The organism is Oxyplasma meridianum, assembly GCF_038024865.1.
GTDB lineage: Archaea > Thermoplasmatota > Thermoplasmata > Thermoplasmatales > Thermoplasmataceae > Oxyplasma > Oxyplasma meridianum.
The window spans coordinates 587,222-611,447 of sequence record NZ_CP133772.1 but is presented as its reverse complement, the minus strand read 5'-3'; the positions used below and the strand labels follow the sequence as shown (position 1 = coordinate 611,447).

26 protein-coding genes are annotated in these 24,226 nt (G+C 38.5%); 18 read left to right on the top strand and 8 right to left on the bottom strand.

The features are described 5' to 3' along the window. Positions 1–86 precede the first annotated feature (86 nt). From OXIME_RS03150 to OXIME_RS03125, 6 genes are all read left to right on the top strand, one after another. Positions 87–782 (top strand): TenA family transcriptional regulator, encoded by a 696-nt coding sequence (locus OXIME_RS03150; RefSeq protein ID WP_393972023.1) that lies wholly within the window; start codon positions 87–89, stop codon positions 780–782. A 60-nt stretch (positions 783–842) separates the two neighbouring features. Next, positions 843–1,454, top strand: coding sequence for a histidine phosphatase family protein (locus OXIME_RS03145; RefSeq protein ID WP_393972022.1), 612 nt, complete (start codon positions 843–845; stop codon positions 1,452–1,454). A gap of 94 nt (positions 1,455–1,548) precedes the next feature. Then, positions 1,549–3,429: a hypothetical protein gene (locus OXIME_RS03140; RefSeq protein ID WP_393972021.1), complete on the top strand. Its 1,881-nt coding sequence runs from the start codon at positions 1,549–1,551 to the stop codon at positions 3,427–3,429. Between the two features lie 337 nt (positions 3,430–3,766). Then, entirely contained in the window at positions 3,767–3,901 is a 135-nt protein-coding gene (locus OXIME_RS03135; RefSeq protein WP_393972020.1) for a hypothetical protein, read from the top strand. A 187-nt stretch (positions 3,902–4,088) separates the two neighbouring features. Next, positions 4,089–4,277 carry a hypothetical protein gene (locus tag OXIME_RS03130; protein ID WP_393972019.1) on the top strand — a complete coding sequence of 63 codons (189 nt, stop codon included), beginning with the start codon at positions 4,089–4,091 and terminating at the stop codon, positions 4,275–4,277. Between the two features lie 99 nt (positions 4,278–4,376). Continuing rightward, positions 4,377–4,790, top strand: a complete 414-nt coding sequence (locus OXIME_RS03125; protein WP_393972018.1) for a PPC domain-containing DNA-binding protein — start codon at positions 4,377–4,379, stop codon at positions 4,788–4,790. 1 nt (position 4,791) lies between these two features. Here OXIME_RS03125 and OXIME_RS03120 read toward each other — a convergent pair whose 3' ends face one another. From OXIME_RS03120 to hppD, 4 genes are all read right to left on the bottom strand, one after another. Then, on the bottom strand, positions 4,792–5,820 hold the full coding sequence (locus tag OXIME_RS03120; RefSeq protein WP_393972017.1) for an iron-containing alcohol dehydrogenase: 1,029 nt from the start codon (positions 5,818–5,820) through the stop codon (positions 4,792–4,794). A gap of 2 nt (positions 5,821–5,822) precedes the next feature. Then, the gene (locus tag OXIME_RS03115) at positions 5,823–6,968 is read right to left on the bottom strand and encodes a homogentisate 1,2-dioxygenase (RefSeq protein ID WP_393972016.1); all 1,146 of its coding nucleotides are present in this window, start codon (positions 6,966–6,968) and stop codon (positions 5,823–5,825) included. A gap of 2 nt (positions 6,969–6,970) precedes the next feature. Next, a complete protein-coding gene (locus OXIME_RS03110) occupies positions 6,971–7,888 on the bottom strand; it encodes a fumarylacetoacetate hydrolase family protein (RefSeq protein WP_393972015.1) in 918 nt (305 codons plus the stop codon). Between the two features lie 141 nt (positions 7,889–8,029). Further along, positions 8,030–9,115 carry a 4-hydroxyphenylpyruvate dioxygenase gene (hppD, locus tag OXIME_RS03105; RefSeq protein ID WP_393972014.1) on the bottom strand — a complete coding sequence of 362 codons (1,086 nt, stop codon included), beginning with the start codon at positions 9,113–9,115 and terminating at the stop codon, positions 8,030–8,032. A gap of 556 nt (positions 9,116–9,671) precedes the next feature. Between hppD and OXIME_RS03100 the strand changes: the two genes are divergently transcribed. Next, positions 9,672–10,334, top strand: a complete 663-nt coding sequence (locus OXIME_RS03100) for a chlorite dismutase family protein (RefSeq protein ID WP_393972013.1) — start codon at positions 9,672–9,674, stop codon at positions 10,332–10,334. A 175-nt stretch (positions 10,335–10,509) separates the two neighbouring features. Here the strand turns inward: OXIME_RS03100 and OXIME_RS03095 are convergent, their stop codons facing one another. Both OXIME_RS03095 and OXIME_RS03090 read right to left on the bottom strand, forming a co-directional pair. Further along, the gene (locus OXIME_RS03095; protein WP_393972241.1) at positions 10,510–10,707 is read right to left on the bottom strand and encodes a type II toxin-antitoxin system PemK/MazF family toxin; all 198 of its coding nucleotides are present in this window, start codon (positions 10,705–10,707) and stop codon (positions 10,510–10,512) included. Positions 10,708–10,731: 24 nt separating this feature from the next. After that, a complete protein-coding gene (locus OXIME_RS03090) occupies positions 10,732–11,238 on the bottom strand; it encodes a hypothetical protein (protein WP_393972012.1) in 507 nt (168 codons plus the stop codon). 1,249 nt (positions 11,239–12,487) lie between these two features. Here OXIME_RS03090 and OXIME_RS03085 point away from each other — a divergent pair. Continuing rightward, the gene (locus OXIME_RS03085; protein ID WP_393972011.1) at positions 12,488–12,790 is read left to right on the top strand and encodes a rhodanese-like domain-containing protein; all 303 of its coding nucleotides are present in this window, start codon (positions 12,488–12,490) and stop codon (positions 12,788–12,790) included. Next, complete coding sequence (locus tag OXIME_RS03080; protein ID WP_393972010.1) at positions 12,787–14,253, top strand: THUMP domain-containing protein; 1,467 nt, start codon at positions 12,787–12,789, stop codon at positions 14,251–14,253. The genes OXIME_RS03085 and OXIME_RS03080 overlap by 4 nt, the downstream gene beginning before the upstream one ends. 17 nt (positions 14,254–14,270) lie before the next feature. Here OXIME_RS03080 and OXIME_RS03075 read toward each other — a convergent pair whose 3' ends face one another. After that, positions 14,271–15,437, bottom strand: a complete 1,167-nt coding sequence (locus OXIME_RS03075; RefSeq protein ID WP_393972009.1) for a hypothetical protein — start codon at positions 15,435–15,437, stop codon at positions 14,271–14,273. A 178-nt stretch (positions 15,438–15,615) separates the two neighbouring features. Here OXIME_RS03075 and OXIME_RS03070 point away from each other — a divergent pair, with 178 nt between their 5' ends. Both OXIME_RS03070 and OXIME_RS03065 read left to right on the top strand, forming a co-directional pair. Next, positions 15,616–16,089 (top strand): hypothetical protein, encoded by a 474-nt coding sequence (locus OXIME_RS03070; RefSeq protein WP_393972008.1) that lies wholly within the window; start codon positions 15,616–15,618, stop codon positions 16,087–16,089. A gap of 1 nt (position 16,090) precedes the next feature. Beyond that, a complete protein-coding gene (locus OXIME_RS03065) occupies positions 16,091–17,950 on the top strand; it encodes an APC family permease (protein ID WP_393972007.1) in 1,860 nt (619 codons plus the stop codon). Here the strand turns inward: OXIME_RS03065 and OXIME_RS03060 are convergent. Then, positions 17,947–18,459, bottom strand: a complete 513-nt coding sequence (locus OXIME_RS03060; protein WP_393972006.1) for a TIGR00725 family protein — start codon at positions 18,457–18,459, stop codon at positions 17,947–17,949. The two genes, OXIME_RS03065 and OXIME_RS03060, sit on opposite strands and share 4 nt — an antisense overlap. 217 nt (positions 18,460–18,676) lie before the next feature. Here OXIME_RS03060 and OXIME_RS03055 point away from each other — a divergent pair, with 217 nt between their 5' ends. The 7 genes from OXIME_RS03055 to OXIME_RS03025 all read left to right on the top strand — a co-directional run bounded on the left by OXIME_RS03055 (position 18,677) and on the right by OXIME_RS03025 (position 24,168). Further along, positions 18,677–19,084 (top strand): HIT family protein, encoded by a 408-nt coding sequence (locus OXIME_RS03055; protein WP_393972005.1) that lies wholly within the window; start codon positions 18,677–18,679, stop codon positions 19,082–19,084. Between the two features lie 94 nt (positions 19,085–19,178). After that, positions 19,179–19,529, top strand: a complete 351-nt coding sequence (locus OXIME_RS03050) for a rhodanese-like domain-containing protein (RefSeq protein WP_393972004.1) — start codon at positions 19,179–19,181, stop codon at positions 19,527–19,529. A gap of 367 nt (positions 19,530–19,896) precedes the next feature. After that, positions 19,897–20,928, top strand: coding sequence for an ABC transporter permease (locus OXIME_RS03045; RefSeq protein ID WP_393972003.1), 1,032 nt, complete (start codon positions 19,897–19,899; stop codon positions 20,926–20,928). A gap of 80 nt (positions 20,929–21,008) precedes the next feature. Beyond that, complete coding sequence (locus OXIME_RS03040) at positions 21,009–21,857, top strand: ABC transporter permease (protein WP_393972240.1); 849 nt, start codon at positions 21,009–21,011, stop codon at positions 21,855–21,857. An 8-nt stretch (positions 21,858–21,865) separates the two neighbouring features. Next, positions 21,866–22,834 carry an ABC transporter ATP-binding protein gene (locus tag OXIME_RS03035; protein WP_393972239.1) on the top strand — a complete coding sequence of 323 codons (969 nt, stop codon included), beginning with the start codon at positions 21,866–21,868 and terminating at the stop codon, positions 22,832–22,834. Further along, positions 22,827–23,768 carry an oligopeptide/dipeptide ABC transporter ATP-binding protein gene (locus OXIME_RS03030; protein ID WP_393972002.1) on the top strand — a complete coding sequence of 314 codons (942 nt, stop codon included), beginning with the start codon at positions 22,827–22,829 and terminating at the stop codon, positions 23,766–23,768. The genes OXIME_RS03035 and OXIME_RS03030 overlap by 8 nt, the downstream gene beginning before the upstream one ends. Then, positions 23,761–24,168: a PH domain-containing protein gene (locus OXIME_RS03025; RefSeq protein WP_393972001.1), complete on the top strand. Its 408-nt coding sequence runs from the start codon at positions 23,761–23,763 to the stop codon at positions 24,166–24,168. Before OXIME_RS03030 ends, OXIME_RS03025 begins: the two co-directional genes overlap by 8 nt. Positions 24,169–24,226: the final 58 nt, after the last annotated feature.

Below are 24,226 nucleotides of genomic sequence, written 5' to 3'. Positions count from 1 at the left end.
TTATCAGCAAACCCCTTGAGAATTGCCAACAGACGGAAAGTGGATAACCTTAAATAGTGTTTTTTTAATCTATATCTGGTGAAAACATGGAAGTATCACAAGGTGAGGAATTTTACAAAAAGACGTATAATTTTGTCAAGGCTCATAATGCTACCAGGAACGATTTCATTGATAGATTCTCCAGAGGAGATATCAGTGAGGATGAGTTTAAGAGATTTAGTATAGAGTTTTATCATTTTACGCGGGAATGGCCAGCTATTCTTTCCACACTTCTTGTTAACACTCCAGACGAAAGTGACGCTGCAAACCTTACGACAATACTTGTCTCGGAGCTTGGAGACTCAGACCCTAAAAAAAGACATGAACTGCTCTACAGAAAATATCTTAGGAGCCTTGGTTATGAACCCGCTGATCTTGTAAAGAGAAAACAGCTTGATACCACAAAAGCATGGCTTGACGGAATGAGAGATTATTTCGGATCCGATTATTATGAAGCACTGGGAGCTGAATTTGGTCTGGAAAACATGGCAATACCCATGTGGGATAAGATTCTGGCAGGATTTAAAGTCTGGGCAGAAAAGCATCCAGAATACAAAAACATGGACATAAGATATTTCACATTCCACAGAGAACTTGAAGAACATCATGAGGAGGCAATGGAAGATGTCCTTGGACAGCACAAAGACGACCCGGTTGCAAGGGAAAAATTTATGAAGGGAGCTTCCGGGATTCTCGATCTTGAAGAGAAATTCTGGCTTGGCCTTTCTGATCCACATTATTAAGGTCTCTCTTTTTTCCATACTACAAACCATTTATTTCCTATTTTTTAATTCCCTGCAGATATGCAGAACAACCAGACACGGTATATTATTGCAAGACATGGGGAGACCTACTCCAATCTCAATCGCTGCTGGCAGGGTATGGGCGACAGTCCCCTGACAGAGAGAGGGAAAAAAGAGGCTGAATCTCTTGCAGAAAGGCTAAAAAACTATAAAATTTCCAAAATAATCACAAGCAAACTCGCCAGATCGGTAGAAACCGGTAAAATTATATCAGAAAGACTAAGGGTTAAAGAGGTATTATCCTCAGATCAGCTTAATGAAAGGAATTTAGGCATTCTGGAGGGATACACAACCCAGGAGATCAGGGAGAAATTTGGGATAGAATTTACAACAATAACTTCGAGGGATATTGACAGACTTGAAGGTGTTGAAGCTTGGAAGCCTTTTGTAAGGAGGGTTTTCGCTTATCTGGAATATGTCAAAAATGAGAATAATCCGGGAACAGTACTCTTTGTAACGCATGGGGGAGTCATGAGGTGCGTATTCAACACCCTTACAAACACCTATGAACAGAAGGTTCTTTTTAACAACTGCTCTTACTTGGTTCTACATCCAGAGAAAGGTAACTGTTTGATTGACAGTGTCAACACTATGAATCATATGGAAGTTTGATTCTGTGGTGGAATGATCCCATTCTCAACGAGGGTAGGTAAATAATTTTAGGCCGGAAAAAAATTTAAAAAGTTTTTGCTGTTTTAGTTTAAGTTTGATTAACAGGATTAAGGAGATAATTCACCCGTCTGAGAAAAATGTCAATTTAACCATTGAAGAGAGACACTTAGCCATATTTCTGGGTCTTGTAACAGGGTCTTCCTTTATTGAGATTGCTTATTTCATCTGGGTTAAACTGGGTTATCTCAATATCCTTGCTATTTTATTGGAAGGGGCCTTTCTATTTGCAGGTTTCTTTCTCATTTTATACAGCCTGGTGGGGAATATGAACAGAAATTTAAAATTCCTCTGGATTTCTGCAGTCATCTCTATTTTCATCCAGATTCTAATATATCCATACCCATCAGGATTTGGAATATTGGCAATGATCTTCATTATTGTTCTCTTCGCTGTTCTATTCGCATATGTTATTTTCCAGCTAAAAAGAGGCTTTACGCAAAAAGTATTATATTTCTATACATCTGAGATTATTTTATTTTTATTTATCTTTACATTCCTTACAGGATTATTATACCCAAGATATTTTCCAAGTGATGAAAGTGCCATTGATGCCTATGCAGCCACCCTTTTTTTAAGAGGCATAAACCCATATAATGCAGCCAGCATGATTAACTCCCTTTCAATCATGCATTTTCCATATTATTTGGGAACACCATTATTGACAGGCGGATATGTTAATGCCATTGGATACCCAGTCCTTTCATTCATTGCCTATCTTCCCACGGCAATTCTCTCTGTTAAACCTAGTTTCTTCCAGGAATCTCTCACTGTTATTCCAATTCTTATACTTGCTTTGGAATATCTTGAAAAAGGACGCCTGAATCTTATTCCATCCCTATTCCTTGGCATATTTTCATCCACCATGATGCTTTCAGAGGGTCTTAACGGAGGAAACGGTATTTTGTGGGCATCATTTGTTATGTTATCCTATATTTTTTTGAGTAAACCCTTTAAATCCGGTATTTTATTTGGTATTGCACTGTCGATTAAACAGATTCCTGTTTTTGTTCTGCCGTTTTTTCTTATCTTTATCCTCAAGGATCATGGAAAGAAGGACGTGGGAAAATGGTTTCTGGCTGTTATAAGCACTTTTTTGATTATCAATGGATATTTCATTGCATTAAACCCCACTTTTTATATAAAGGCTGTATTGAGTCCTGAACTGCTCCCAATTATAGGCGATGGCTTTGGCATTTCACAGATCTCGTTTCTTGGATTTTTAAGTATACCAAAAACTGTCTTTACAGTACTTATGATATCCGTTGCCATCATTCTGTTTTCACTATACTACCTTTATTTTGAGAGATTAATGTATGCAATTTTTGTGTTTCCAATGATTATACTTGCCTTTAACTACAGAGTTGCCATAGAATATTTTGTCTACTGGGTGATCTTATGTTTTTCAACAATACCCTTTTTGCTGGAAAGTAAGGTTCCTGTTAGTAGAACCTATGCAACTCCTTTAAAGAAAAAAGGTCAGACTGTATTTCGTTCAATTAAGAAAAAAGGGAGAAAAAGTGTAATGATAACTCTATTCATTCTTCTATGCATAGTTCCTGTTTCGGCAGTACTATACCACGACCATAACAGTTCAACCATCACCATTGAATCTTCCATTCCATATGCCATAAACAACAATACCTCCTTTGCAGATTCCATGAAAATCACTGTTCATTTTTCATCCGTATCAGATAAACCGCAGGATATATTTTTCAGGATAGTAGAACCTGGACCCATAGTAAATGGCAACGGTCTTATCTGGAATATAAGTGGTAACAACAGTTTAATCAAACCCAATTCCAACAGCACGTTCCTTCTATACACGGATGTTCCCTCAGAGTACCTGAATCTCAGTGAACCATACCGCCTTGTTGTATACTACTCTGGAATGGTTTCTGCCAGGAATTTCAACTGATTTGCTCAACATAATGCAGCTATGTGTTGGAAGAGTGCATTCCTGTTATTTTTAAGCAGCATTAATAAAAGCCTCTGTACCCATTCAGCATTAGAGTTTTATGTTTATGTGAGAAAATAATCCAGATACATATTCATTTTTCAATTTGTGTGCTTTTAACCCATAAAAGTGATCATAGTGGTCTTTCTATCTCAATAACATGAAGAGTTTCATAATCAGTGTAGTTAAACCGAGGATGGGTTGAAATATAGCAAGAGAATTTCATTCCCACAATATTTCCATTTGGCTAATTTACAGAACCGATTTTGGAGTCAGACTTTCCAGGAAGCTGAATTGCGTGCACAGAAGGGCGGACCTGAAAGATTTTGATTACATATCTAAGGCCACAGATGAACTCACCGAAGCAATAAAAGGGGTTGGAGGGGTTGTGCATTGCCCTGGCGGCATTTTCAGCACAGATGGGGTCATGTAGAGAGATATGACGAAATTCATGGAGGCACTGGAAAATAGATCTGTAACTTACTTCAATGTTGCCAGAGTTTCAATAAGAAACATTTGGAAGGTGAGGGTTCAATCACTGCAATCTCTGCAGCCAAAAATGTTTATTATGGAATCAAACCCCGTTTATACAGCCGAAAAAAAATATAGTGTACATGAACATGATTCTGGTTAAACACCTTGCACGCTACAATATAAATGTGAACTCTGTTAATCCAGGATTTATCAGGGAGGATGATTGCAAATCGTCACCGGAAGATGTCAAACTTCTGGGTCTAAAAAGATACCCGTCATCAGCCATTAAAAGAATTGTATGTGGAGTATCCATTAATGTTATAACAACAGGTTAGATCATAGAAGCTGATGGAAAGGTCATTTCCCAGATCCCTTTTACCGGATACTTCGAGATTGCCCCTGAAAATTTATTCCCTTGCAGGACATTCACCACTATGTTATCAAAGATAGAAGGAAACGATATACTTGTGAAAATGGAAAAGGGCGAAGGGATCCTTCCCACTCTCTCCCAGGTGGTTGAGAAATATGGCTTATCTACAGGAACCGTGGTTTTTGGAATAGGCATGATAAGGAATCTGGAAGTTGGATATTTCAATGGAAAGGAATACGAGAAGAAGATATATCCAGAGAATCTTGAGACACTTTCATTTCACGGATCAATTGCAGAAAATGAACCCAGGTTCCATATTCACGCATCATGTGCAAACAGGGACCACAATGTTGTGGGAGGGCACCTTTTTTCCGGCATAGCTGATCCTCTTCTTGAAATTCAGATAAAAAAACTGGATGAAATAAAGTTCAGAAGGGAAAAGAATCAGAAATCTGGCCTCATGGAATTGACCCTTTAAATTAAAGCATTGACTGGATCAGGGGCATAAGTTCTTCCCTGTTCCCTTTCAGTTTTGACACAATATAGTCTAGATCATCATCTTTTATGTAATAATCAGAGAGCTTTCTTGTCAAACCAATTCTCCTTATGAAATTCTCCACCATGTCTGCGGTTTTGTAAGCCTGATCTGACGGGTTCAGGCCGCCTATTCCAAGCTGCCTTGAAATTTCTGCAAGAGGTTCTGGATTATTTCCTGCATAATAACGCATCACTGCGGGGAGAGTTATGCATGATGTTATTCCATGTGGAATGCCCCACTTTGCCCCTATTATCTTCCCTATATTGTGGCTCAGACCCATAGGGGCATCAAAAACTTCAAAGTATGAATACCATGCAGCCTTCTGACATTCCAGCCTTGCATCCAGTCCGCTTTTCTCTAAATTTGTCATAAGTTTCTCTATGGCTTTCATGGCAAACATGACTGCAGGTTCGCTGAAGTTGTTTGTAACAATTGTCTCCAGTGCATGATCAAGACTTCTAATCCCCGTGGATTTCCACAGAATATCCGGTGTTTCGGCAGTAGCTGCAGGATCAAGAATGACATACTGTGGAGTTATGCCTTTATCCCTTATGCCTGTCTTTTCCCCTCCTATGGTATATCCGGCTATATGTGAAAATTCAGCGGCTGAAAGAGTGGTAGGTATTGCAACCTGGACAGCATTCATGTTATAGTAATACCTGATTACCTTGGAAGCATCTATAACGCTCCCACCTCCAATTGATATAATTGAATCGCAGTTTTTATTCCGCATGCTTTCCACCCCATGCTCAATCTCCTCCAATGGGGAGTGCTGTGTTATCTGCGCAAACTCTGTGAATGGTGTTTTGATAGAATCAATCATATCCTGGTAAAAGGTGGTCATGGAAACCGAATGACTGGCAACCACAAGCGGATGTTTCATGCCATTTTCTGAAATAATGGAATCGAGGTTCTCAATGGATCCATTCCCATAAAAAACTTTTCTTAAAGGCAGGTAGTTGAATTCCATGGTCAGACATACCAGGATTTCATATAGTCCTTATCCTCTATTTCCTCTGATTTCTCTGTGGGTACCAGTTGTTCATAAGCTTCCACCATAACGGCAATCTCATCAGTTCCCTCCTTTCCAATAGCCTTCTCAACGGAACCTGGCTGTGGGCCATGTATCAGTCCCCTCACATGTATTGTTATTGATCCCGGCTCTATGCCTTTTCTGCTCATAAAGTTCCCCGAGGAATAGAATAGAACCTCATCCGTATCTATATTGCTGTGGTAATAGGATATTGGTATGGATCTTGGATGAAAGTCGAACTTCCTTGGAAGAAAAGTACCAATCATGAATGATTTTCCGCTGAATGTCTCATGGACAGGTGGCGGCTGATGAAGCTTGCCCACAATAGGGGCCATGGTCTCAGCATTGATGGCATAAGGGTAAAGATAACCATCCCAGCCTTCCACGTCGAATGGATGTTCATCCCTTTTTTCCACCACAAAATATGCTGAATAATCCACATATACTGTGTAGTCACCCTTTTCCATGGAAGGCTTTCCAAGAACAGGTGTCCTAAAATCCCTCTCATAATATGGAGTGCCTTCTTTGAGTTGGCCATAAATATTGAGATAACGTGGCGGTATGCCTATTCTTTCCCTGGATTGCACAAAGAATGTCTCCAGTTCCCCCTCATGATCAATTTTATAGGTAGTTCCTTTGGGAATGTAAACATAGTCGTTTTTCCTGAATTTCAAGTCACCAAGCATGGACTTCAGTACTCCGCTCCCCCTGTGGATAAACAGAACCTCGTCATGAAGTGCATTCCGGTAAAAGAAATCAGATGAATTTCCCTTGAGTTTCATTACCCCTATTTTTAGTGTGCTGTTAAAGAGAATAATTTCCCTGGACCTGAAATGATCAGTTGAATAATCAATCCCGGATGTCTTGAAATGACGGTGAACCGTAATATTTTCCAGCCCCTTATCTCCATGTTTTTTCTCCGTCTGGACTGAACTTACTCTTGTTGGCTCATTAATGTGGTATAAGAGAGAATAAGGTCCATCAAAACTTTCCTCGCCAAACAGTTCTTCTCTTCTCAGTTTTTCCCTCTCCTCATACGTGTGCCTGCTTTGTGGCACAATACCCTGTTTTACATAATACACCATATTTATCCCTCAACAATTTTATTGGATGTTTCACCAAGCACATCCGAATGGAACATGACGACATCCCCTTTTTTTAGCCATCCATGATCTTCAGGGCCCATCTCCAATATGCAGCCTGTACCAACTGTTCCTGACATTATTATATCTCCAGGTCTTAGCGTTGTATCCTGAGATGCCCATGCAATCATGTCCTCAAAATCCCAGTGGATGGACTTCAGGTTTCCCTGGGAATAGATATTTCCGTTTACAGATGCCGATAATGAAACATCAATTTTACCATCACTGTTTGTCAGGTCAGAGAATTCATCCATCGTTGCTATGTAAGGGCCGAAGGAAGTGGCGAAATCCTTAGCTTTCGCTGGGCCAAGACCAATCTTCATCTCCTTCCTCTGTACATCCCTTGCACTCCAGTCATTAACAAGTGTAAGCCCGAAAATATAATCCCTTGCATCTCCTCGGGAAATATTCCTTCCTTCTTTCCCTATAACTGCCCCCACCTCCAGCTCATAATCCAGTTCTGAGGTATAGGAGGGGTAGGGTATGTTGTCATTTGAACCAAAAAGATTGGAGGTCCCTGAATAGTAAAAGGCCGGGATCTCGTACCACTCTGGAACCATGTCCAGCCCTCTCCTCTCGCGTGCCCTTTTCACATGATCCTCGAATGCATAGAAATCACGAATCTGATTTACTCTTGGAACAGGAATTAGGAAAGATCTGGGAACAACCTCCTCAAGATCCTCAGATGGTGTCTGATCAATGAATTCTAAAATTTTGTCTCTGTTTCTGGTGAGTGTGGAAAAAAAAGACTTTTCCATATTGTCAACAGTATCGTTCAGAATAGAAGATACATCAATCCATCTATCCTTCCCATACACTGCCACATATCTCCCTTCATCGCTTCTGATCCTTGCAACTTTCATTGTAATTATTCCCCGAAATAGCTAATGCCTCCGTGCCAGTTCTTTATATAAGATAACCCCTGACCCGGAACCAGAGTCTCCATTACGGTTACCTTTTTTAATTTTCTGGCTTTGCGAATATTCTCTTTTACTAATGAAATCTCAGAGATTCCCCCTTTTGGCCTGCTCTCTCTCAATGGACTCAAATAGTGCCTTGAACGTTCCCTTACCAAATGACCTTGCCCCCTTCCTCTGTATAATCTCATAGAAGAAAGTTGGCCTGTCCCCCATTGGCTTTGTAAATATCTGCAGGAGATACCCGTATTCATCCCTGTCCACTAGTATGTAATTTTTCTTGAGGTCTTCAATGTCCTCATCAATGCTTCCAACATGATCTGCCAGTGTGTCGTAGTATTTTGCTGGAGTATAGAGAAATTCCACTCCCCTCTGCTTGAGTTCTGAGACTGTTTTTACAATGTCATCTGTTTCAAGTGCAATATGCTGGACCCCTGGAGAATTATAGTAATCAAGGTATTCCTGTATCTGCGATTTCTTAAGTCCAAGTGCCGGTTCGTTGATAGGGAATACTATGCTCCTATCATTATACTGCACCACCTTCGATCTCAGGGATGAGTACTCTGTGCTTATGTCCTTGTCGTCGAATGTGATAAGCTGCTCGAAACCCAGTCCTTTTATATAATAGTTAACCCATGTGTCCATTTTCCTGTCTTCAACATTCCCGACAATATGGTCAATTCTCTTCAACCCCACTGATTTTTCCTTAATATCAGTTGGTTCGAAACCGGGTGGAACCTTGTCATCATACTCTGAAACATCTACCAGCGAATGCACAGTTTCACCATATGTTGGGATAACTGATCTTTTGACCTTTCCAAAATCGCCCTTCACAGTCTCAATCTTTCCCGGTTTGACTACACCTCTTTTTTCCACATATTCATTGGTTTCTTCTATGTTGGGAACTTTCAGGGATATGTCCCTCACACCATCACCGTGAAGCTTTACATGATCAGCTATTGGGGAATTATGGTTAAGGAAGGATGTAAAAATGAGATTAATATTGCCCTGTTCCATTAAATAGGATACTTTATCTCTTACACCTGTTTCAGGGCCGGCATATGCCTTCAGATTGAAGCCCATTGCCTTCTGGTGGAAAAATGCCCACTGCTTCGCTGACCCTACGTAATATTCCACTGTATTTACAGTGTCAAAATATGGTTGTTCGGACATAGTATAATATTAACATATGGGCTAATATACTTTTTGAGAAACTTATTGTCATGGTGATATCCTCCCGATTGAAAGATCATTCTTCCATGATGGTAGGGAGATTCATTTCCCATTTCTAAACACCGGACCCCACAGGCGTGAATTCAGGGGTGACCCTCCCTACCTTTATCAATCCAGCATTCCGGATATTGATGGGTGCATTGATATCCTGTCGATGAGAAAAATAGACACTGCATTGGTACATCCTGTCTGAAAGCTTCAGGCTATTTTTTATATTAAAAATTCATATTTAAATGTGTTTTTTCATAAGATGCGTGAATTGGTGCCTCTGTGCCTTTTTACCTGATATTTCCATGTCTCCTAAATACACCTGCATTTTAATGGTTGCTTTTCTCAGAGGTTTTATGAAAGGAGTCTTTAAATTATCCAGTTATTCAAGAATATGCTAAATGAATAATCAATAACCATATGAAATTCGAAACATGAGATAATATTTTCATGGGATCAAAATACTGGCAATATATTTAAAACAGACAGAAATATGAGGACGATAATTTTGGCTGATAAAATCTATACGATGATACTTGCCTACAAAGGTACTGAAAAACTGTGGAATTCAACACAGGATGAAATATCTGCCCTGGAGAATGTTATTGAAGGCAGACTTGGTTCTCTCAGAAATGACTTTATAAACATAAGATCATACCATTCACTGCGTTACGACAGCGATTTCATATTCTGGATTTCCTCACACAAACCTGAGAATTTCTACAAGTTCAAGGCTGACCTTAATTTGCTTTTCAGAGGTTTGGCCGAGACCAGTTTCAGTATGCTTTCAATATACGAGCACTCTCCATACCTTAAAGGAGGTAAGACTCTGGAAGACACCCTTCACGATACACCTTCCCTATATTTTGTTGCATATCCAATGAGCAAGACTGTGGATTGGTACCTCATAGACTATGAGGAGAGGAAGAGAATACTTGCCGAACACATAGGCATAGCACTTTCACATCCTGAAAACAAGGATATAAGATCATATACCACCTACAGCTTTGGGCTTGGGGATCAGGAATTTGTTGTCCTTTATGAAGTCGATGATCTTTCAGCATGGTCACATGTTACTGAAAAGCTCAGAGAGGCCACTGCCAGAAAATGGATTATCAAAGAGTGGCCCATACTTATTGGAACCCTGAACGAACCCTTTAGGATTTGTTAATATTCATAATCGAATACTGTAAAAAATTTTTCATAAAATTAAGATAAGGAAATCTTATCTAATTTTAGATATTGATATATTTGTATTAGTATATAATTATAAAAAAAATCTTCAATTTCACCCATCTTTGTTTTAATTCTATCTATACTAATTGCTCTAACTTGAAATATTAATGCTATTGAATCTTTGGATAAACCATTATTATTGGATTTTTAATTTCTAAGGTATTAGGAAAACGTTTAGCATTTAAATTTGATGTCATAGGTATGATTATTAACATACCAGTATTAGATTGATGTTTTGCAATCACTACTGCAGGTCTTTCATTAGCTTGTTCATGGCCTTGAACATCTTTCAATTCAATTAAATATATGTCGCCAATTTTATATCATCAAAGTTAATCAAAGTCCCACATCTCTAATTCTTTCTTAATATCAACAGTTAGATCTTCATCCTTGAATATTAGCTCTTTAGCTTTGTTTATACCTAAAATTATACCATAATCACTTAAATGAGGTTTTCTTTTTTTTACTTCCTTAATCGTGTTATCTATGTTTGAATATACTAAATTAAAGTATAATATTGTTGAAACAGATTCTAATAATGAATGGTCCATATCTATTGTTTTTTTAAATAGAGTGAGTATTTTTTCTTCCTTGTCACTTAAATGGTGATTAGAACTATAATTATTGAAAGAATCTTTAGAATCATAATAATCATTTGTTAATTCCTTTGAATAAACACCATAGTGATGAAAGATAAATTCATAACTTAATTCAAGACCCATGGATTTCAAAATAAAAGCTATTTTTTGGATAGAAAATCTTGAGTCAAATGCCTCTACTTCAACATCTTTTCCCAAGTATTTTAAATAAGAAATTAATTTATCTTTGTTTGTTTCCATTTTTTACACTTTTAAATATGTGTTACAAATATTTATAAATTTTTAATTCAATGTTATCAAAATTTACTATAAATTGAAAATATTTTGTATTTACAATTTTATTGTTTCATATTTTTAGGTCATTTTATATGAAAATTAACCAAATACTAATATAAACACTTGCAATTTAACTAAAAATGGTAATCGTATCAAAAGAGCGGAGCTTTATTACTATGAGGCCCTGGAATTAGCTGATAATATCTTAGTAATTAAGTCTGGGGCTGTCCTAAAGCAGTGGTCTATGTTTGATAAATAGGGTATTTGGATTATCTCAGTAGAGTCTTAGGATGAGGCATCTAAAGTTGTTGGAAAATTATTTGTTGTATGGCATAGACAAAGTGTATGTTTGGAACACTTTGTAGGTATTATTTTAGCAAAATTTTTAAATAAAAAATGACTGTTATTAAAAAAATTTTGGATGTGGAAATGTTAAGTGAAAGATCGACAAAAGAGATTTAGATAATGATTTAATTTTAAATGTCAATCCGCGCGATATTTTGCAATTTAATTTTAAGATGTTAACCGATGCAGAATTCAATGAGAATTTCTATAAAAACCCAAGCGAAATATTAAAAAATTATAAAATAACTTTAAAAAACAGCTTAGAAATCTAAAAAATAAAACCATTAAATGATGGGGAAACTAAACTAATCGAAGAGAGCATAAAGAAACTTCAAACAGATGTGACGGTAACGGTGCACACAACTTATGATTTTGATTTTAACGTTTCTGCTGTTTCTACTGTTGTTGCTTTAGTGCCCATAGATGTGTAGGGGGACTGATTAAATTAGGAGGTATTAGTCCTCACGTATATCTTCAATCGAGCTTTACACTATCATTGTATTGATAGTAGTAATAATTGAAGTGATTGGATCAGTGTTAGCAATAAGAATGAGAAAGGGCAAGAACAAAAGAATTAGTAAACAATCACAGGAAACAGAGGAGGATAAAAATATGGAAGAAGAGAAATAAAATCATTAATTTTTTTATTTTTTAATACCTAATTTTCACAAATTTTATGAATAAATATAAATTTAAATAATGTAATGTTGTTATTCCTAAATTGACAATAACATACTCTAAAAAATTAATATAGAAAAATTTGGATCAAAAAATTCATTTAAAATAGTATTTGATTATATTTATAATTAAATCCAGTAGGATTATGCCCTGATTTTTTATGGCCTGCAGAATTATATGGGGTAATGAGATGACATATTTCATAAAGATGGAAAACATAACTGTTGTGGATACCAGACCTACAACCATGATGATTAAATATCACATTGTAAACTCAATGCCTTACAGGAAATTTTTGGCATTCAGCGAAGATGAATATGATATCTCAAACCAAAAAATAGTATTTGTCTGTTCAAGGGGGCACAAAAGTTACAGACTGGCTGAAATATTTTCAAGAAAGACAGGATTAACCACATACTCTCTTGATGGAGGACTTACGAAATTCAGGAGGTTCTATTCTGATTTTGTTTTAATAGGAGGTAAAAACAGATGAATTTCGAGGATCCAATATATATAATAAGATACTCCGAGATTGGACTCAAGGGTCCAAGAGCAAGGAACCGAATGGAGCAAACCCTTGTAAAAAACATTTTGGAAGGTTTGAGAAAAAAAGGACAGAACGCCGTTATAAAGAGAGAAAAGGGTAGGATTTACCTTTCATCGTACTCGAGAGATGATATTGTATCATACGTTCTTGAAAGAACCATGGGAATCAAGACTTTTTCACTGGCCATTACGGGCAAGATAAATGGGCTTAGTGATATTGTCGATGGTTCAGTTGATCTTTACTCCTCAAAAATACATGGAAAGACATATGCAGTGAGATCCCATAGGAGAGGTACACACACATTTAGGAGCTCTGACATAGTTAGGGGAGTGGGTGATGCCTTATACCCATACAGTTCTGGAGTTGATCTAAAAAATCCTGATCTTGAAATATTTATTGAAGTGAGAGACAACAGAGTATACTTTTTTAATTCAAAAATCAAAGGCCCAGGTGGACTCCCCCTTGGATCGGAGGGGAAGTTAACCGCACTTGTCTCAGGTGGAATTGATTCCCCCGTGGCAGCATGGCAGATGATGAAAAGGGGATGCCCTGTGGACATTGTATTCTGCTCACTTGCACATCCTCAGGATACCATTGGAATGATTAAAAGCATTATACCGCTTTATGAAGACTGGGGGCATGGATACAACGCCAGAATACACATAGTGGACTGCTCCATGCTTATTGATGAGCTGACACTTTCCGGTAAATACACTCTTCCCAATATTGAATTCAAAAGAGCAATCTATATGCTTGCAAAAAAAATTGGCCTTGCCAGTGGTTCATGTGGCATTATTACAGGGGAATCAGTGGGCCAGGTATCATCCCAGACACCGGAAAACCTTATGGCAATCCAGAGCGGATTTGACTTTCCCATCTACAGGCCCCTGATATCATGGGACAAGGACGAAACAACAGATCTTGCAAGAAGGATCGGTACTTTTACTGGAGAAAACATAGGTGAATACTGTGCCCTTTTTGCTGAAAAGCCGGTAATTAAAGCCAAAGTATCAGATATAAACAGGGAAATGGTTAACTATAAGCTCACCGAAGATATTCTAAGATTATCCATAACTTTAAGGTCCTCAGATCTGGTTGAATACTATCGTACCCTGTTAAGGGAGAATGCTGAACAGACTGAAGTGCCAGAAGAAGCGGTCTTAGTGGATCTGGGCAGTAGCTACGGGGATTCGCCAATACCTAATTCTGTAAAGGTCCACCCAGCGGAGATCAGGGAATTTGTAAACCGAAATGGTAGAGATCGAGTTTATCTTCTTTTCTGCAAGAAGGGGTTACAGAGTACCCACTGGTCAGGAATACTCAGGTCAGAAGGGATAAAAGCATTTCATACGACAGAGTCAAAACTGCGTGAAAAACTGGCTACCGGTAAAGTTAAAGATCAGTACTGATTGCAATTATAAAATAATCATGCGGGGTTTATCCGGTCCATTATGCCACTCATCCCCAGGGCTGAGGCAACCTCCTTTGCTCTCTCCTCAAACAGTGCCAGCTTTCCTTTAAGGAATTCTAAATCAAGAACATCGCTTCCTGAAATAGCTAGCTTTTCCCCGGCAAGTAGCCTTGAAATAATTGGTGAAATCTCCTCTTCAATAATGCTGAATACGTTAATGATCAGATCAAAATAGTTCATCTTTGTAAGGATGTCGGTGTCCCTGAGTGAGAGTTTGATAAGCTTTAGCTTCTTTGACTGAAGATCGGCTATGTTTTTGGTTATCTTATCCATTATGTTGGTGAGTTCCCCTGATTCAAGCTTATTGTTCAGAGCCGGTTGAGACGTCACATCAACCTTCTGGATACGATCGCTATATTCAACATCCATGAAAATGCTTGAATCCGCCCTGGAAAGAACGATTTTGAACTGTGACTCCTTCTCCGGATCCATAAAAATAACAGAAAGATTTTGTTTAGTGAGTTCTGCTGATTCCATGAAGTACCTGTCCAGTTTCTCATAGTCCACTGCAGGATCTTTGCTTATCCAAGTCTCTGCTGTTCTAACCGGAATCTTGAACCCCCTTGAAAGGGATGAAAAATATAGCTGAGATTTAAGAAGTTCAGAATCCTTTGTGTTGGCTGCAAATTCATAATATATATCCCTGGGGCACCGGTTCTTTATCCTAACGTCATACGCTCCATCCACGAACTTCACTGAAAAGTTTCTTTCATTTACTGGAATTGGGTCCCTGGCAAAGAATGCCTCAGCGCTTTTCGTGGCCTTTGACCTGTCTGATTCCACACTGTTGAGTATATTTTGCTGATTAGATGCAATCTCTTTGGATACTTTATCTTTATATTTTCCAAGAAGTACTCCTGTGAATTCCATCAACTGATCAGCATATTCTTGGAAACCTTTTGAATTAGGTTCTTCCTGAAATGCTTTGAGAAGTTTGGAAATATCGTCCTTTATCTTGTCTACTCTGTCCATTCTTACCTTTATCTGCGTATTGAAATCATCCAGATCATTTTGATCCTCCATTGCCCTGTCAGAATAAGATATCGCATCAAGTAAATCCGTCAGTGCATAATAGAGAGTTCGAGCATATTCCATACTCGTGTTGGTATCGCCCTGTGTCATCCCTTAGCCATGCATTTGTATTTATTAAGAATTGCCTGTTTTTGTAATATCATTTTAACATTGCCGTGAGAATTTCATTTTGATTAAGTTCCATTCAGTATCATGGGTTTACATCTTAAGCCCCTGGCAAACAAAAAGAGATATATAGGTATGTGAAAATAGCCAACAGAGAATTTTTATGGCAGACAAAGAAGAACCTCTAGATCCCTTAATGGAAAGGCTGTTCCTTGACATAAAGTCGATTATGATTCTTGGACGGAACGATGCTAAGGTTCAGAACGACATGAGAAGGAGAATTTTTGATTCCTATGATGATGATATCACTAACTTTCGGCAGATGATACAGAAAGGAAAAGCGATTGAATTCAGGAATCTATTCTTAATAGCTCTGGGGGAGATTGTGTTTTCAGCGTTGCTTCTTCTAATCGGGCTAAATCTCCTTGTCCCATCAATATTCTCGGTTGCCGATCCATCCAGGATATTATACTATTTGAGGAATTTTTCTGTTACGTATTCAAACACAACTGAATTTTTTGGAATAGTCATAATAGTGGACTTTTTCATATCTATCCTTATGCTTATCTCTGCATTCTATCTTTTAAGGCAGGCCTCTGGAAACCTGAAAGAGGCAGGTCTGCTGGTATCTGGTTGATATGAGAATTAATTTCAGTTACTCCAAGATTATACCATTAATATTCAAGATAATAGTGGTAATTCTTGGGGTTATAGTTCTTACGTTCTCCATTTCTTACCTTCTGGGCGGTCTGACAAAAACAAATCTGGTTCATGACATGACGCCAGGGTTCATAATGGACCTTATGGGTTCAGCTATTGGCATAATGTCCGGGATAGTGCTCATATCCATTCTGCCTGAGTCTCTCATAGTAAGGTTCAGGAGACCTTCCAGCCGTGGACTACCCAACCCAACATATGGATTTTACATTCTTCTGGCTATCGGAATTGGTTCAACTATTGGGTCTCCACTTTTCATAATTCTGCCTGTAAATGTGGAACAGTATGCCATTATTTCCATAATATCACTGCTTCTGGCTACAACATTGTCCTTCCTGATGGCAAAAATCTACAATATAATGTACCGTCAGACCAGGATGAGCGGAATGCATGCGATTGGTGGGCCCTCATTTGTGAAGATGGCCATTGGACCTTCCTCTGTGCGCTATTTTATCTCAAGATTTTCAATGTGGATTGCAAACACTGCCCTAGCAGCCTTTTCTGCAATCTTCTTCGTGGAGTTTAATTTCCAGGTAATACCCGGAATCCTTAATGAACTAGGTTTATCAGGCATTCTGAGCAGCGCGGTAATATATTCAATAACAGGAATATTCATATTCTGGTTTGTTTTGAACGCATTCTTTGAGAGGAGGTTCATACGGCATATTGGATTTATACAGGTTGCCCTGGTCATTATCCTGGTAGGAGTTATTGTATACCAGGCTTTATCTCTTGGGTTCATAGGTTCCTGGAACATATCCGGAATATTCAGCCTCCCTCATGGGAATATTACTATTGATATACTTGAGAATACAGGATACCTTTTTATTCTGTTCTTCGGTTTTCAGGAGATTCAGGCAATGGAGAGAGAGGCACTGGAAAACGGTAAGATACCTTTGCTTTCCAGGATTCACAAGGGAAAGTTATACAGCAAGGAGACTCAGATATTTGCGTCCATGTTTGCAACGGTGCTGATAGCATCAACCGTTATGATTCTACTCGCCTTTGCCCTTTTCTCACTTCACGCAAATTCTTCTGCCGTCAGCAGGTCCAGCATACCTATGATATATATTGCAGGTCAGTATCTTGGACCTTTTGGCGAAGCCATCACTGCTGCGATATTTCTTATAGCTACGATTACCACTTTTGTACCAGCATTCCTTGCGGCTTCCAGGCATCTGAGAACCCTTGGCGAGGAGGGTTTCTTCCCAAAGTCGGTCTCTTCAGTTTCATGGGTATTCACCCTCGCCCTCATACTGGTACTCTCTCTGAGTAATGGACCTTTCCTTGTTAATATAACAGATTTCATGGTTCTGACCAGCCTTGCCATGATATCCCTCTCCCTTCTTTGGAACAGGAGGAGAATGCCAGGCAAACATGTCTTCGGAAGTGTAATATCACTGATCGTTGGTGCAGGGTGCCTCATAGCAGCGGTTTCAGTCTACTTCGAAGATCCATCGGTTGTTCTCCTGGGTGCTGTTGCAATTGTTCTTAGTTACATGATCTATGATGCGTTGATGCTTGGTTCAGTGGGATTGCAACTTTTCATAGCCCTGCTGGATATCATTCTATTCTTCTCGATCTCAGTTCTTCCGTTTTACCAGGTTCCAACCTATTTTTATTATTTCCCAGCTTTTCCATTCTTCACAGCCTTTACATCAATAAAAATATTGAGTATAGTTCTAGCTGCAAGTGCGGCTGCCATTATAATAAACCTCACTATGGATCTTTTCATAATCAACAGGATTAAAATTAATCCGGGCTGGAAAAAGAATAACTAAAACTGATTCAAACCTTTCCTTTTGTCTGCCACTGATCGATATTGATCAGCCCCACTGAATGCAATATTAACTGCTTCCTCTGGAGTTGAAGCGTGAACAAATGTTCCGTCGCCCGGCTTTCTGTGGTCAATCTCCATGTCACCCAATGCAACGACCAATTTTCCCTCTGTTATTGCAAATGCAGCCTCTGAGAGTGTTCCGGATGACCCATCAATGGCAATAAGTGCTTCTGAAGCCCTCACTATGAGAAAATTACGCAAATATCCTATACCTGTTGGGATTTTTACATTAAGAAACTCATTGCCGTCCTTTACGTCTGATCCAGGCAGAATACCAACAACCACACCGCCATTGTCGTGAATCCCATGTGAGACCCATTCCATGACCCCTCCTAGTCCTCCACAGAATACTACAGCCTTTCTCTTTGCTAGTAATGAACCAACCTCATAGGCAACTGGTTTAAATCTATCATCTGCAGTGCTTCCGCCTATGACACCAATGTTATACATGTCCCTGAAATTCCATTACCTATTAAAACATGTATTTGGATTTGCGTTTACGCATAATGACATTAAGTTAAGGAAACCCCCTTATACTTCATTCACCAAACAACTAATTTAAAAATATTAAGTATGAAGCTTATGCCCCTACCTTGTTATTCAATGATCCATGTATATTCGGCAACACTGATGCATATATTTTTAGAGAAGTTTCTTCTAACAATCCATGGATCCATGTGTTTTTTGCAGAATAGTACAGAGGGTGGAGCCGGCATTTACTGTGTATGAGGACAAGCATGTAATGGCATTCCTTGATAATAACCCTTTTTCGGTGGGACATACTCTGGTTATCCCAAAGAGACATTTCATCAACATGTTTGACATGGATGAAGATACGCTTTGCGAGGTTATAGCTGTGGTCCATACTCTTGTAAAAAGATATGAGAAAAAGATGGGGATGTCGGGTGTGGATATACTTAATTTGAACGGATCTGATGGACAGCAGACAGTCTATCATTTTCACATGCATATAATTCCCAGAACTAAAGATGACCATCTGGTTCCTTGGATCGAAACCATACCCAGAGTGAAAGTTGATCTGAGATCAGTTCAAACCAGACTTAAGGAGGACTGAACAAAAATTATATCCTTTTAACAGACTACAGAAATTCTATAATTTTCCTTAACAACACTTTAAAATAGATAATAAAATTATAGCATTACCTCATATGCATTCCTTTAATGAGAAAAAGGTGGAAGAAAAAGAACCGGTTGAAGTTTATTCCAGTATGGAGGAACATCCTGGTTCTTTAAAAATAATAGACGTTAGAGAACCTTACGAATATTACGGAGATATGGGTCATGTGAAAGGATCCCATCTTATACCGCTTAACGAACTGCCAGACCATTTGGAAGGACTGCGGAGTCTAAAAGTCCCCATAGGCATTATCTGCAACAGCGGTGAAAGGAGCTACTATGCATGCTCATTTCTTATGCAGAATGGATTAAAGGATGTCTTCAATATACGCGGTGGCATTATTAGGTGGCATCTTTCAGGTTTGGAAGTTGAATACGACTGACCAGACTGAAACGCATATACCAGAAAAATTGGCAAATTTTTCGGAAAAATAACAATTACAAGACTTAGTTGGATTTTAGTCTCTTCTCTGGTATTTCTATAGTTGAATTGATGCGGTGAAATTCTTCATTATGATAGTAAAATTGTAAAAAATTGTTTCTAAATTTGAAGAATTCTGAAATGGAGAAGATTAGTGGCTCCACAAAACAATACTTTTCATTACATTCATACCTAATGAAAGCACTAGGTCAGACCAAGAGATAATTTGCTTAGATCACCATACGATTATCACAGATACTAATCAATCTGATATTGACAATGTCCGCCAAACAAAAAGCATATATATTATCTTTCGATCTTTACCTCCAATGGACACACGAACCATTTCTTTTATCATAAGAAGAGCCATATATGCAATATTAACTCTTCTCATCCTCATCGTGTTTATTTTTGTTCTCATTCATGTAATCGCTCCTAATCCTCTTGCACTTGCTAGACTTTACGCTGGAAACCCACATGCTACTTTATCGCAGTTGAAAGGAGTTGTTGCTAAATATGGTCTTAATTTACCTATCTATTTACAAGTTTTAGACTATACAAAAAACATACTTACTGGGAATTTTGGTTATGACCCCCTACATGATAAACCTGTCATTACACTACTTGGAATATACCTTCCTAGGACATTGGAGTTTGTTCTTCCAGGAATAACACTCTCAGTGATAATTGGTCTTTTTACGGGAGCATATGCAGCCAGCAAGAGAAGGAAACCTAGTGATTACGTGGTAAAAGGCTTTTATCTTGCGACATGGTCAATGCCCACGTTTCTTTTAGCCGCTGTACTTCAGCTAGTGATAGCGTATGATTTTGGCTTACTTCCTGCAATTGGAATGGTTAATCCAACTCTTGCGGCTCCCCCTGATGTTCTCGCTTTTCCAATGCTTAACGCAATCTGGGCCAGAGACTGGGTTTATCTGGTTAGCCTCATACATCATGTTATTCTTCCAATGACAGCAGTAGCTCTTCTCTCTTTTGGTCTTATCACAAGACTTACACGTTCAACTATGCTTGATACCATGGAAACAGATTATTTTCGGTTAACTCTTATGAAGGGCGTTTCGAGAAACAAGGCTATTTATGGGGTCGCCCTTCGTAATGCTTCCATTCCACTGGTAACATATATAGTTCTTGCTTTTGCCTACGCCATGGGCGGAGCAGTTGTAATTGAGGATATTTTTTCATACCATGGGATGGGATATTACATTTTTCAAGCAGTTTTTAACCTTGATTACATAGGAATATTGGGAACCACTGTTATAATAGCTATTGCTGTGATAGTCGCTAATCTAGTGGCAGACATACTGTATGGAATTTTAGATCCAAGGGTGCGTTTAGAATGATTGATGAAACGGGACACAGGAACAAAAATGAAAGCAATATACCTAAACCGACAAATAGGTTTGTAGAGTATTTAAAAATAATGACAAAAGATAAGACCGCCATTGTTGGACTGGTTATCGTTGTGGCTTTCCTTGGATGGTCAACCGTACAAGGAATTCTTGAAATGTTATTTGGAACATCTGGTTTGGCTGTGGCGTTACTTCCACATAACCCATTTAATTACAATCTTGTAATTGGACTTCATGCGCCTGATAGAACCTACCTTTTGGGCACCAATGCAAATGGCGAAGATATACTGTCCAGAATGCTGTATGCAATGCCCAGGGACGCTTTTATTTCTCTTGCTGTAGTTCTATCTGCAATACTTTTTGGCGGATTATTGGGGATAATCGCAGGTTATCGTGGGAAATACACTGACGAAGTAATTATGAGATTCACAGATGCTTTCCTTTCACTTCCAGCCCTCATACTTGTTTTAGCTCTATCTGTTCTTTTCAATGAAACACTTGATGGAGTTATACTGGCTCTTATCATAGTCTGGTGGCCCATTTATGCAAGATTTTTCAGGGCACAGACACTGAAAATAAAAAATATGGATTACGTACAGGCTTCTAAATTGAATAATGTATCATTCCTGAAGTTTTTTTTCAGCTACCTCTTTGTAAACTCCATTGACCCTGTAATAGCATATGCTGCACTGGATTTTGGCAACGTGATATTGACTTATTCCACTCTTGCTTTTTTGGGAATTGGTCTTGAACCCCCCATTCCGGAACTTGGGTCAATGGCAGCAAATGGAGTTGGCACTTTGCCAACTGGATGGTGGTATGCGGTATTTCCCGGTCTTGCAATACTTATTATAGTGATAGGATTTGTACTGGTTGGGGACAGAATGCAGGACATAATTTCTAACAGGATTAATTATTAAGGTGTTAACTGGTGTTACTAAGTATTAAAAATTTAGATGTTTCGTACAATACTGTAGCTGGACGTTACAAGGTTATTGACAACCTCAATCTCGATATTCAAGAAGGAGAGTTCGTTTCCCTTGTTGGTGAATCAGCTTCTGGAAAATCAACTCTGGGACAGGTCATATCAGGAATGCTTCCGAAAGTGGGAAAGGCAACCGGTAGTGTCCTTTTGAATGGTGTGAATATACTTGAGCGGTCAGAGAGAGAAATGACCCAGATAAGAGGCACTACTGTTTTCATGATCTTCCAAAACCCACTTAATAGTCTTAATCCGGTCAAGAGAATTGGAGATCAACTTCTGGAGGCTTTGGCTATAAGAAATAGCAGGAACAATAAGGATTCAAGCTATGAGGAATCCAGAAAAGAGGTAATAGACGCAATGACCAGCTTGAGGCTCCCTGATCCGGAAAAACTTATGCTTCGATATCCTCATGAACTTTCCGGTGGTCAGATACAGAGAGTAGTTATATGTATGGCTCTTCTTCTTAAGCCAAAGTTATTGATTGCGGATGAACCCACCACTGCCCTGGATGTTACAATTCAGGCACAGGTAGTAAGGCTGATGAGGGAACTTAATAAGGAGACTAACATGTCAATCATCTTTATTACCCATGATGTTGGGCTCGCGTATGTGTTATCCGATAAAATGCTAGTTTTTTATGCGGGAAGGGTCATGGAGAGTGGCAATACAGTAGATATCGTAAAGAAACCAATGCACCCTTATACAACTGGACTTATCGCCAGTATCCCTACTTCACCAAAGAAAAGTGGAAAACTTTACTCAATACCTGGATCGCCCCCTTCATATCTTAACCTTCCGGATGGGTGCAAATTCAATCCTCGCTGTAAATTTGTATTTGATAAATGCTACCATAATGAACCTGATTATGTAGTGAACAATGGCAGGGTAATAAGGTGTTGGTTATATGAGTGAGATAATACGTCTTGAAAAGGTTGAAAAATACTATCTAGCCCAGAAAAGGGGGCTTATAGATACGGTAATAAAGGTCCCGAAAATATTTGTTAAAGCTTTAGACGGGGTCTCAATATCCATAACTAAGGGTAGCGTCGTTGCTGTAGTAGGTGAAAGTGGATCTGGGAAAACTACCTTGGGAAAGATAATTACAACCCTTGAAAGACCAACTAAAGGGGAGGTTTTTTTTGAAGACATTAAGGTTGAGAAAAAAAATTATTTTGAAATTAGAAAAAAACTGGATATGGTATTCCAGAACCCCGGTACCTCTTTGAACCCAAAAATGAAGGTTAAGGACATTGTTTCTGAGCCTCTTGGGCATTTTGATGAAAAAAGAGTATCTGATGTAATCAGTGAAGTTGGTCTCTCCTATAACGAGGTAAAAAACAAACAGCCAAGAGAGATGTCAGGTGGACAGGTACAAAGAGTAGCTATTGCTAAATCATTAATGAAACAGCCAGAACTCCTGATTCTCGATGAACCGACATCGGCACTTGATGAATCAATACAGGCTCAGGTCTTAAATTTGCTTGTGGATATTCAGGAAAAATTCAAACTTACATATATTTTTATAACTCATAATATACTTGTTGCTAAATATATTTCTGATCTTATAACTGTACTTTATGCTGGAAAGATTTTTGAATATGGCCGAACAGAAGAAGTCCTTTCAAAACCTCTGCACCCATATACCCAGCTGTTGCTCAGTTCGGTCCCAACCACTGATACAAAAGAAGTAAAACCTCCTGTGGGAGATGTCCCAAGTCTGATAAATCTCCCAAGCGGCTGCAGTTTCCACCCTAGATGCCCATTTGTAATGGAAGTCTGCAAAACGAAGGAGCCCCCATTGAGAAATTATGGAAATAATCAGGTAGCGTGCTGGCTTTATGAATAAACCAGGCATTAAAAAGACTACTATAAAGAGTTTAATTGCCCTGGCAATTTTTTCCCTTGTACTGGAAATAAGTTCGAAGACCATAATAAAGTACCTTCTTTTTGTTGCACTTTGGCTTTTTGCTACATTTCTATATGAATTATACAAATATTCTACAAAGTATTCTATAACTGTTGAAGGAGTTTCAATTAGATCTCTTATTAAGTCAAAATTTATATACAACTCAAATGTAAAAGAGACTTTTATTGTTGAGGGATATCTGCAGAAAAAATTTGGGCTCTCCTCTGTTTATCTTGTAACAAATAATGGAGTTATAGCCATCAGGGATATCAGTTATGGAAGGAATTTTTTAGAAAAAGTGAACAAGGGGATCGGTAAAGAACCCATGGACTCAACCTGAATTTTTTTACTGGCAGCACATATGTCTTATTGCCGCGGATGATTTTTGCTTATGATGG

Coding starts and splice junctions, on each gene's coding strand:
- OXIME_RS03150 (WP_393972023.1), top strand. CDS start 87: ATGGAAGTATCACAAGGTGAGGAATTTTACAAAAAGACGTATAATTTT.
- OXIME_RS03145 (WP_393972022.1), top strand. CDS start 843: ATGCAGAACAACCAGACACGGTATATTATTGCAAGACATGGGGAGACC.
- OXIME_RS03130 (WP_393972019.1), top strand. CDS start 4,089: ATGATTCTGGTTAAACACCTTGCACGCTACAATATAAATGTGAACTCT.
- OXIME_RS03125 (WP_393972018.1), top strand. CDS start 4,377: ATGTTATCAAAGATAGAAGGAAACGATATACTTGTGAAAATGGAAAAG.
- OXIME_RS03120 (WP_393972017.1), bottom strand. CDS start 5,820: ATGGAATTCAACTACCTGCCTTTAAGAAAAGTTTTTTATGGGAATGGA.
- OXIME_RS03115 (WP_393972016.1), bottom strand. CDS start 6,968: ATGGTGTATTATGTAAAACAGGGTATTGTGCCACAAAGCAGGCACACG.
- OXIME_RS03110 (WP_393972015.1), bottom strand. CDS start 7,888: ATGAAAGTTGCAAGGATCAGAAGCGATGAAGGGAGATATGTGGCAGTG.
- hppD (WP_393972014.1), bottom strand. CDS start 9,115: ATGTCCGAACAACCATATTTTGACACTGTAAATACAGTGGAATATTAC.
- OXIME_RS03090 (WP_393972012.1), bottom strand. CDS start 11,238: ATGGAAACAAACAAAGATAAATTAATTTCTTATTTAAAATACTTGGGA.
- OXIME_RS03085 (WP_393972011.1), top strand. CDS start 12,488: ATGACATATTTCATAAAGATGGAAAACATAACTGTTGTGGATACCAGA.
- OXIME_RS03080 (WP_393972010.1), top strand. CDS start 12,787: ATGAATTTCGAGGATCCAATATATATAATAAGATACTCCGAGATTGGA.
- OXIME_RS03075 (WP_393972009.1), bottom strand. CDS start 15,437: ATGACACAGGGCGATACCAACACGAGTATGGAATATGCTCGAACTCTC.
- OXIME_RS03070 (WP_393972008.1), top strand. CDS start 15,616: ATGGCAGACAAAGAAGAACCTCTAGATCCCTTAATGGAAAGGCTGTTC.
- OXIME_RS03065 (WP_393972007.1), top strand. CDS start 16,091: ATGAGAATTAATTTCAGTTACTCCAAGATTATACCATTAATATTCAAG.
- OXIME_RS03060 (WP_393972006.1), bottom strand. CDS start 18,459: ATGTATAACATTGGTGTCATAGGCGGAAGCACTGCAGATGATAGATTT.
- OXIME_RS03055 (WP_393972005.1), top strand. CDS start 18,677: ATGGATCCATGTGTTTTTTGCAGAATAGTACAGAGGGTGGAGCCGGCA.
- OXIME_RS03050 (WP_393972004.1), top strand. CDS start 19,179: ATGCATTCCTTTAATGAGAAAAAGGTGGAAGAAAAAGAACCGGTTGAA.
- OXIME_RS03045 (WP_393972003.1), top strand. CDS start 19,897: ATGGACACACGAACCATTTCTTTTATCATAAGAAGAGCCATATATGCA.
- OXIME_RS03040 (WP_393972240.1), top strand. CDS start 21,009: ATGACAAAAGATAAGACCGCCATTGTTGGACTGGTTATCGTTGTGGCT.
- OXIME_RS03030 (WP_393972002.1), top strand. CDS start 22,827: ATGAGTGAGATAATACGTCTTGAAAAGGTTGAAAAATACTATCTAGCC.
- OXIME_RS03025 (WP_393972001.1), top strand. CDS start 23,761: ATGAATAAACCAGGCATTAAAAAGACTACTATAAAGAGTTTAATTGCC.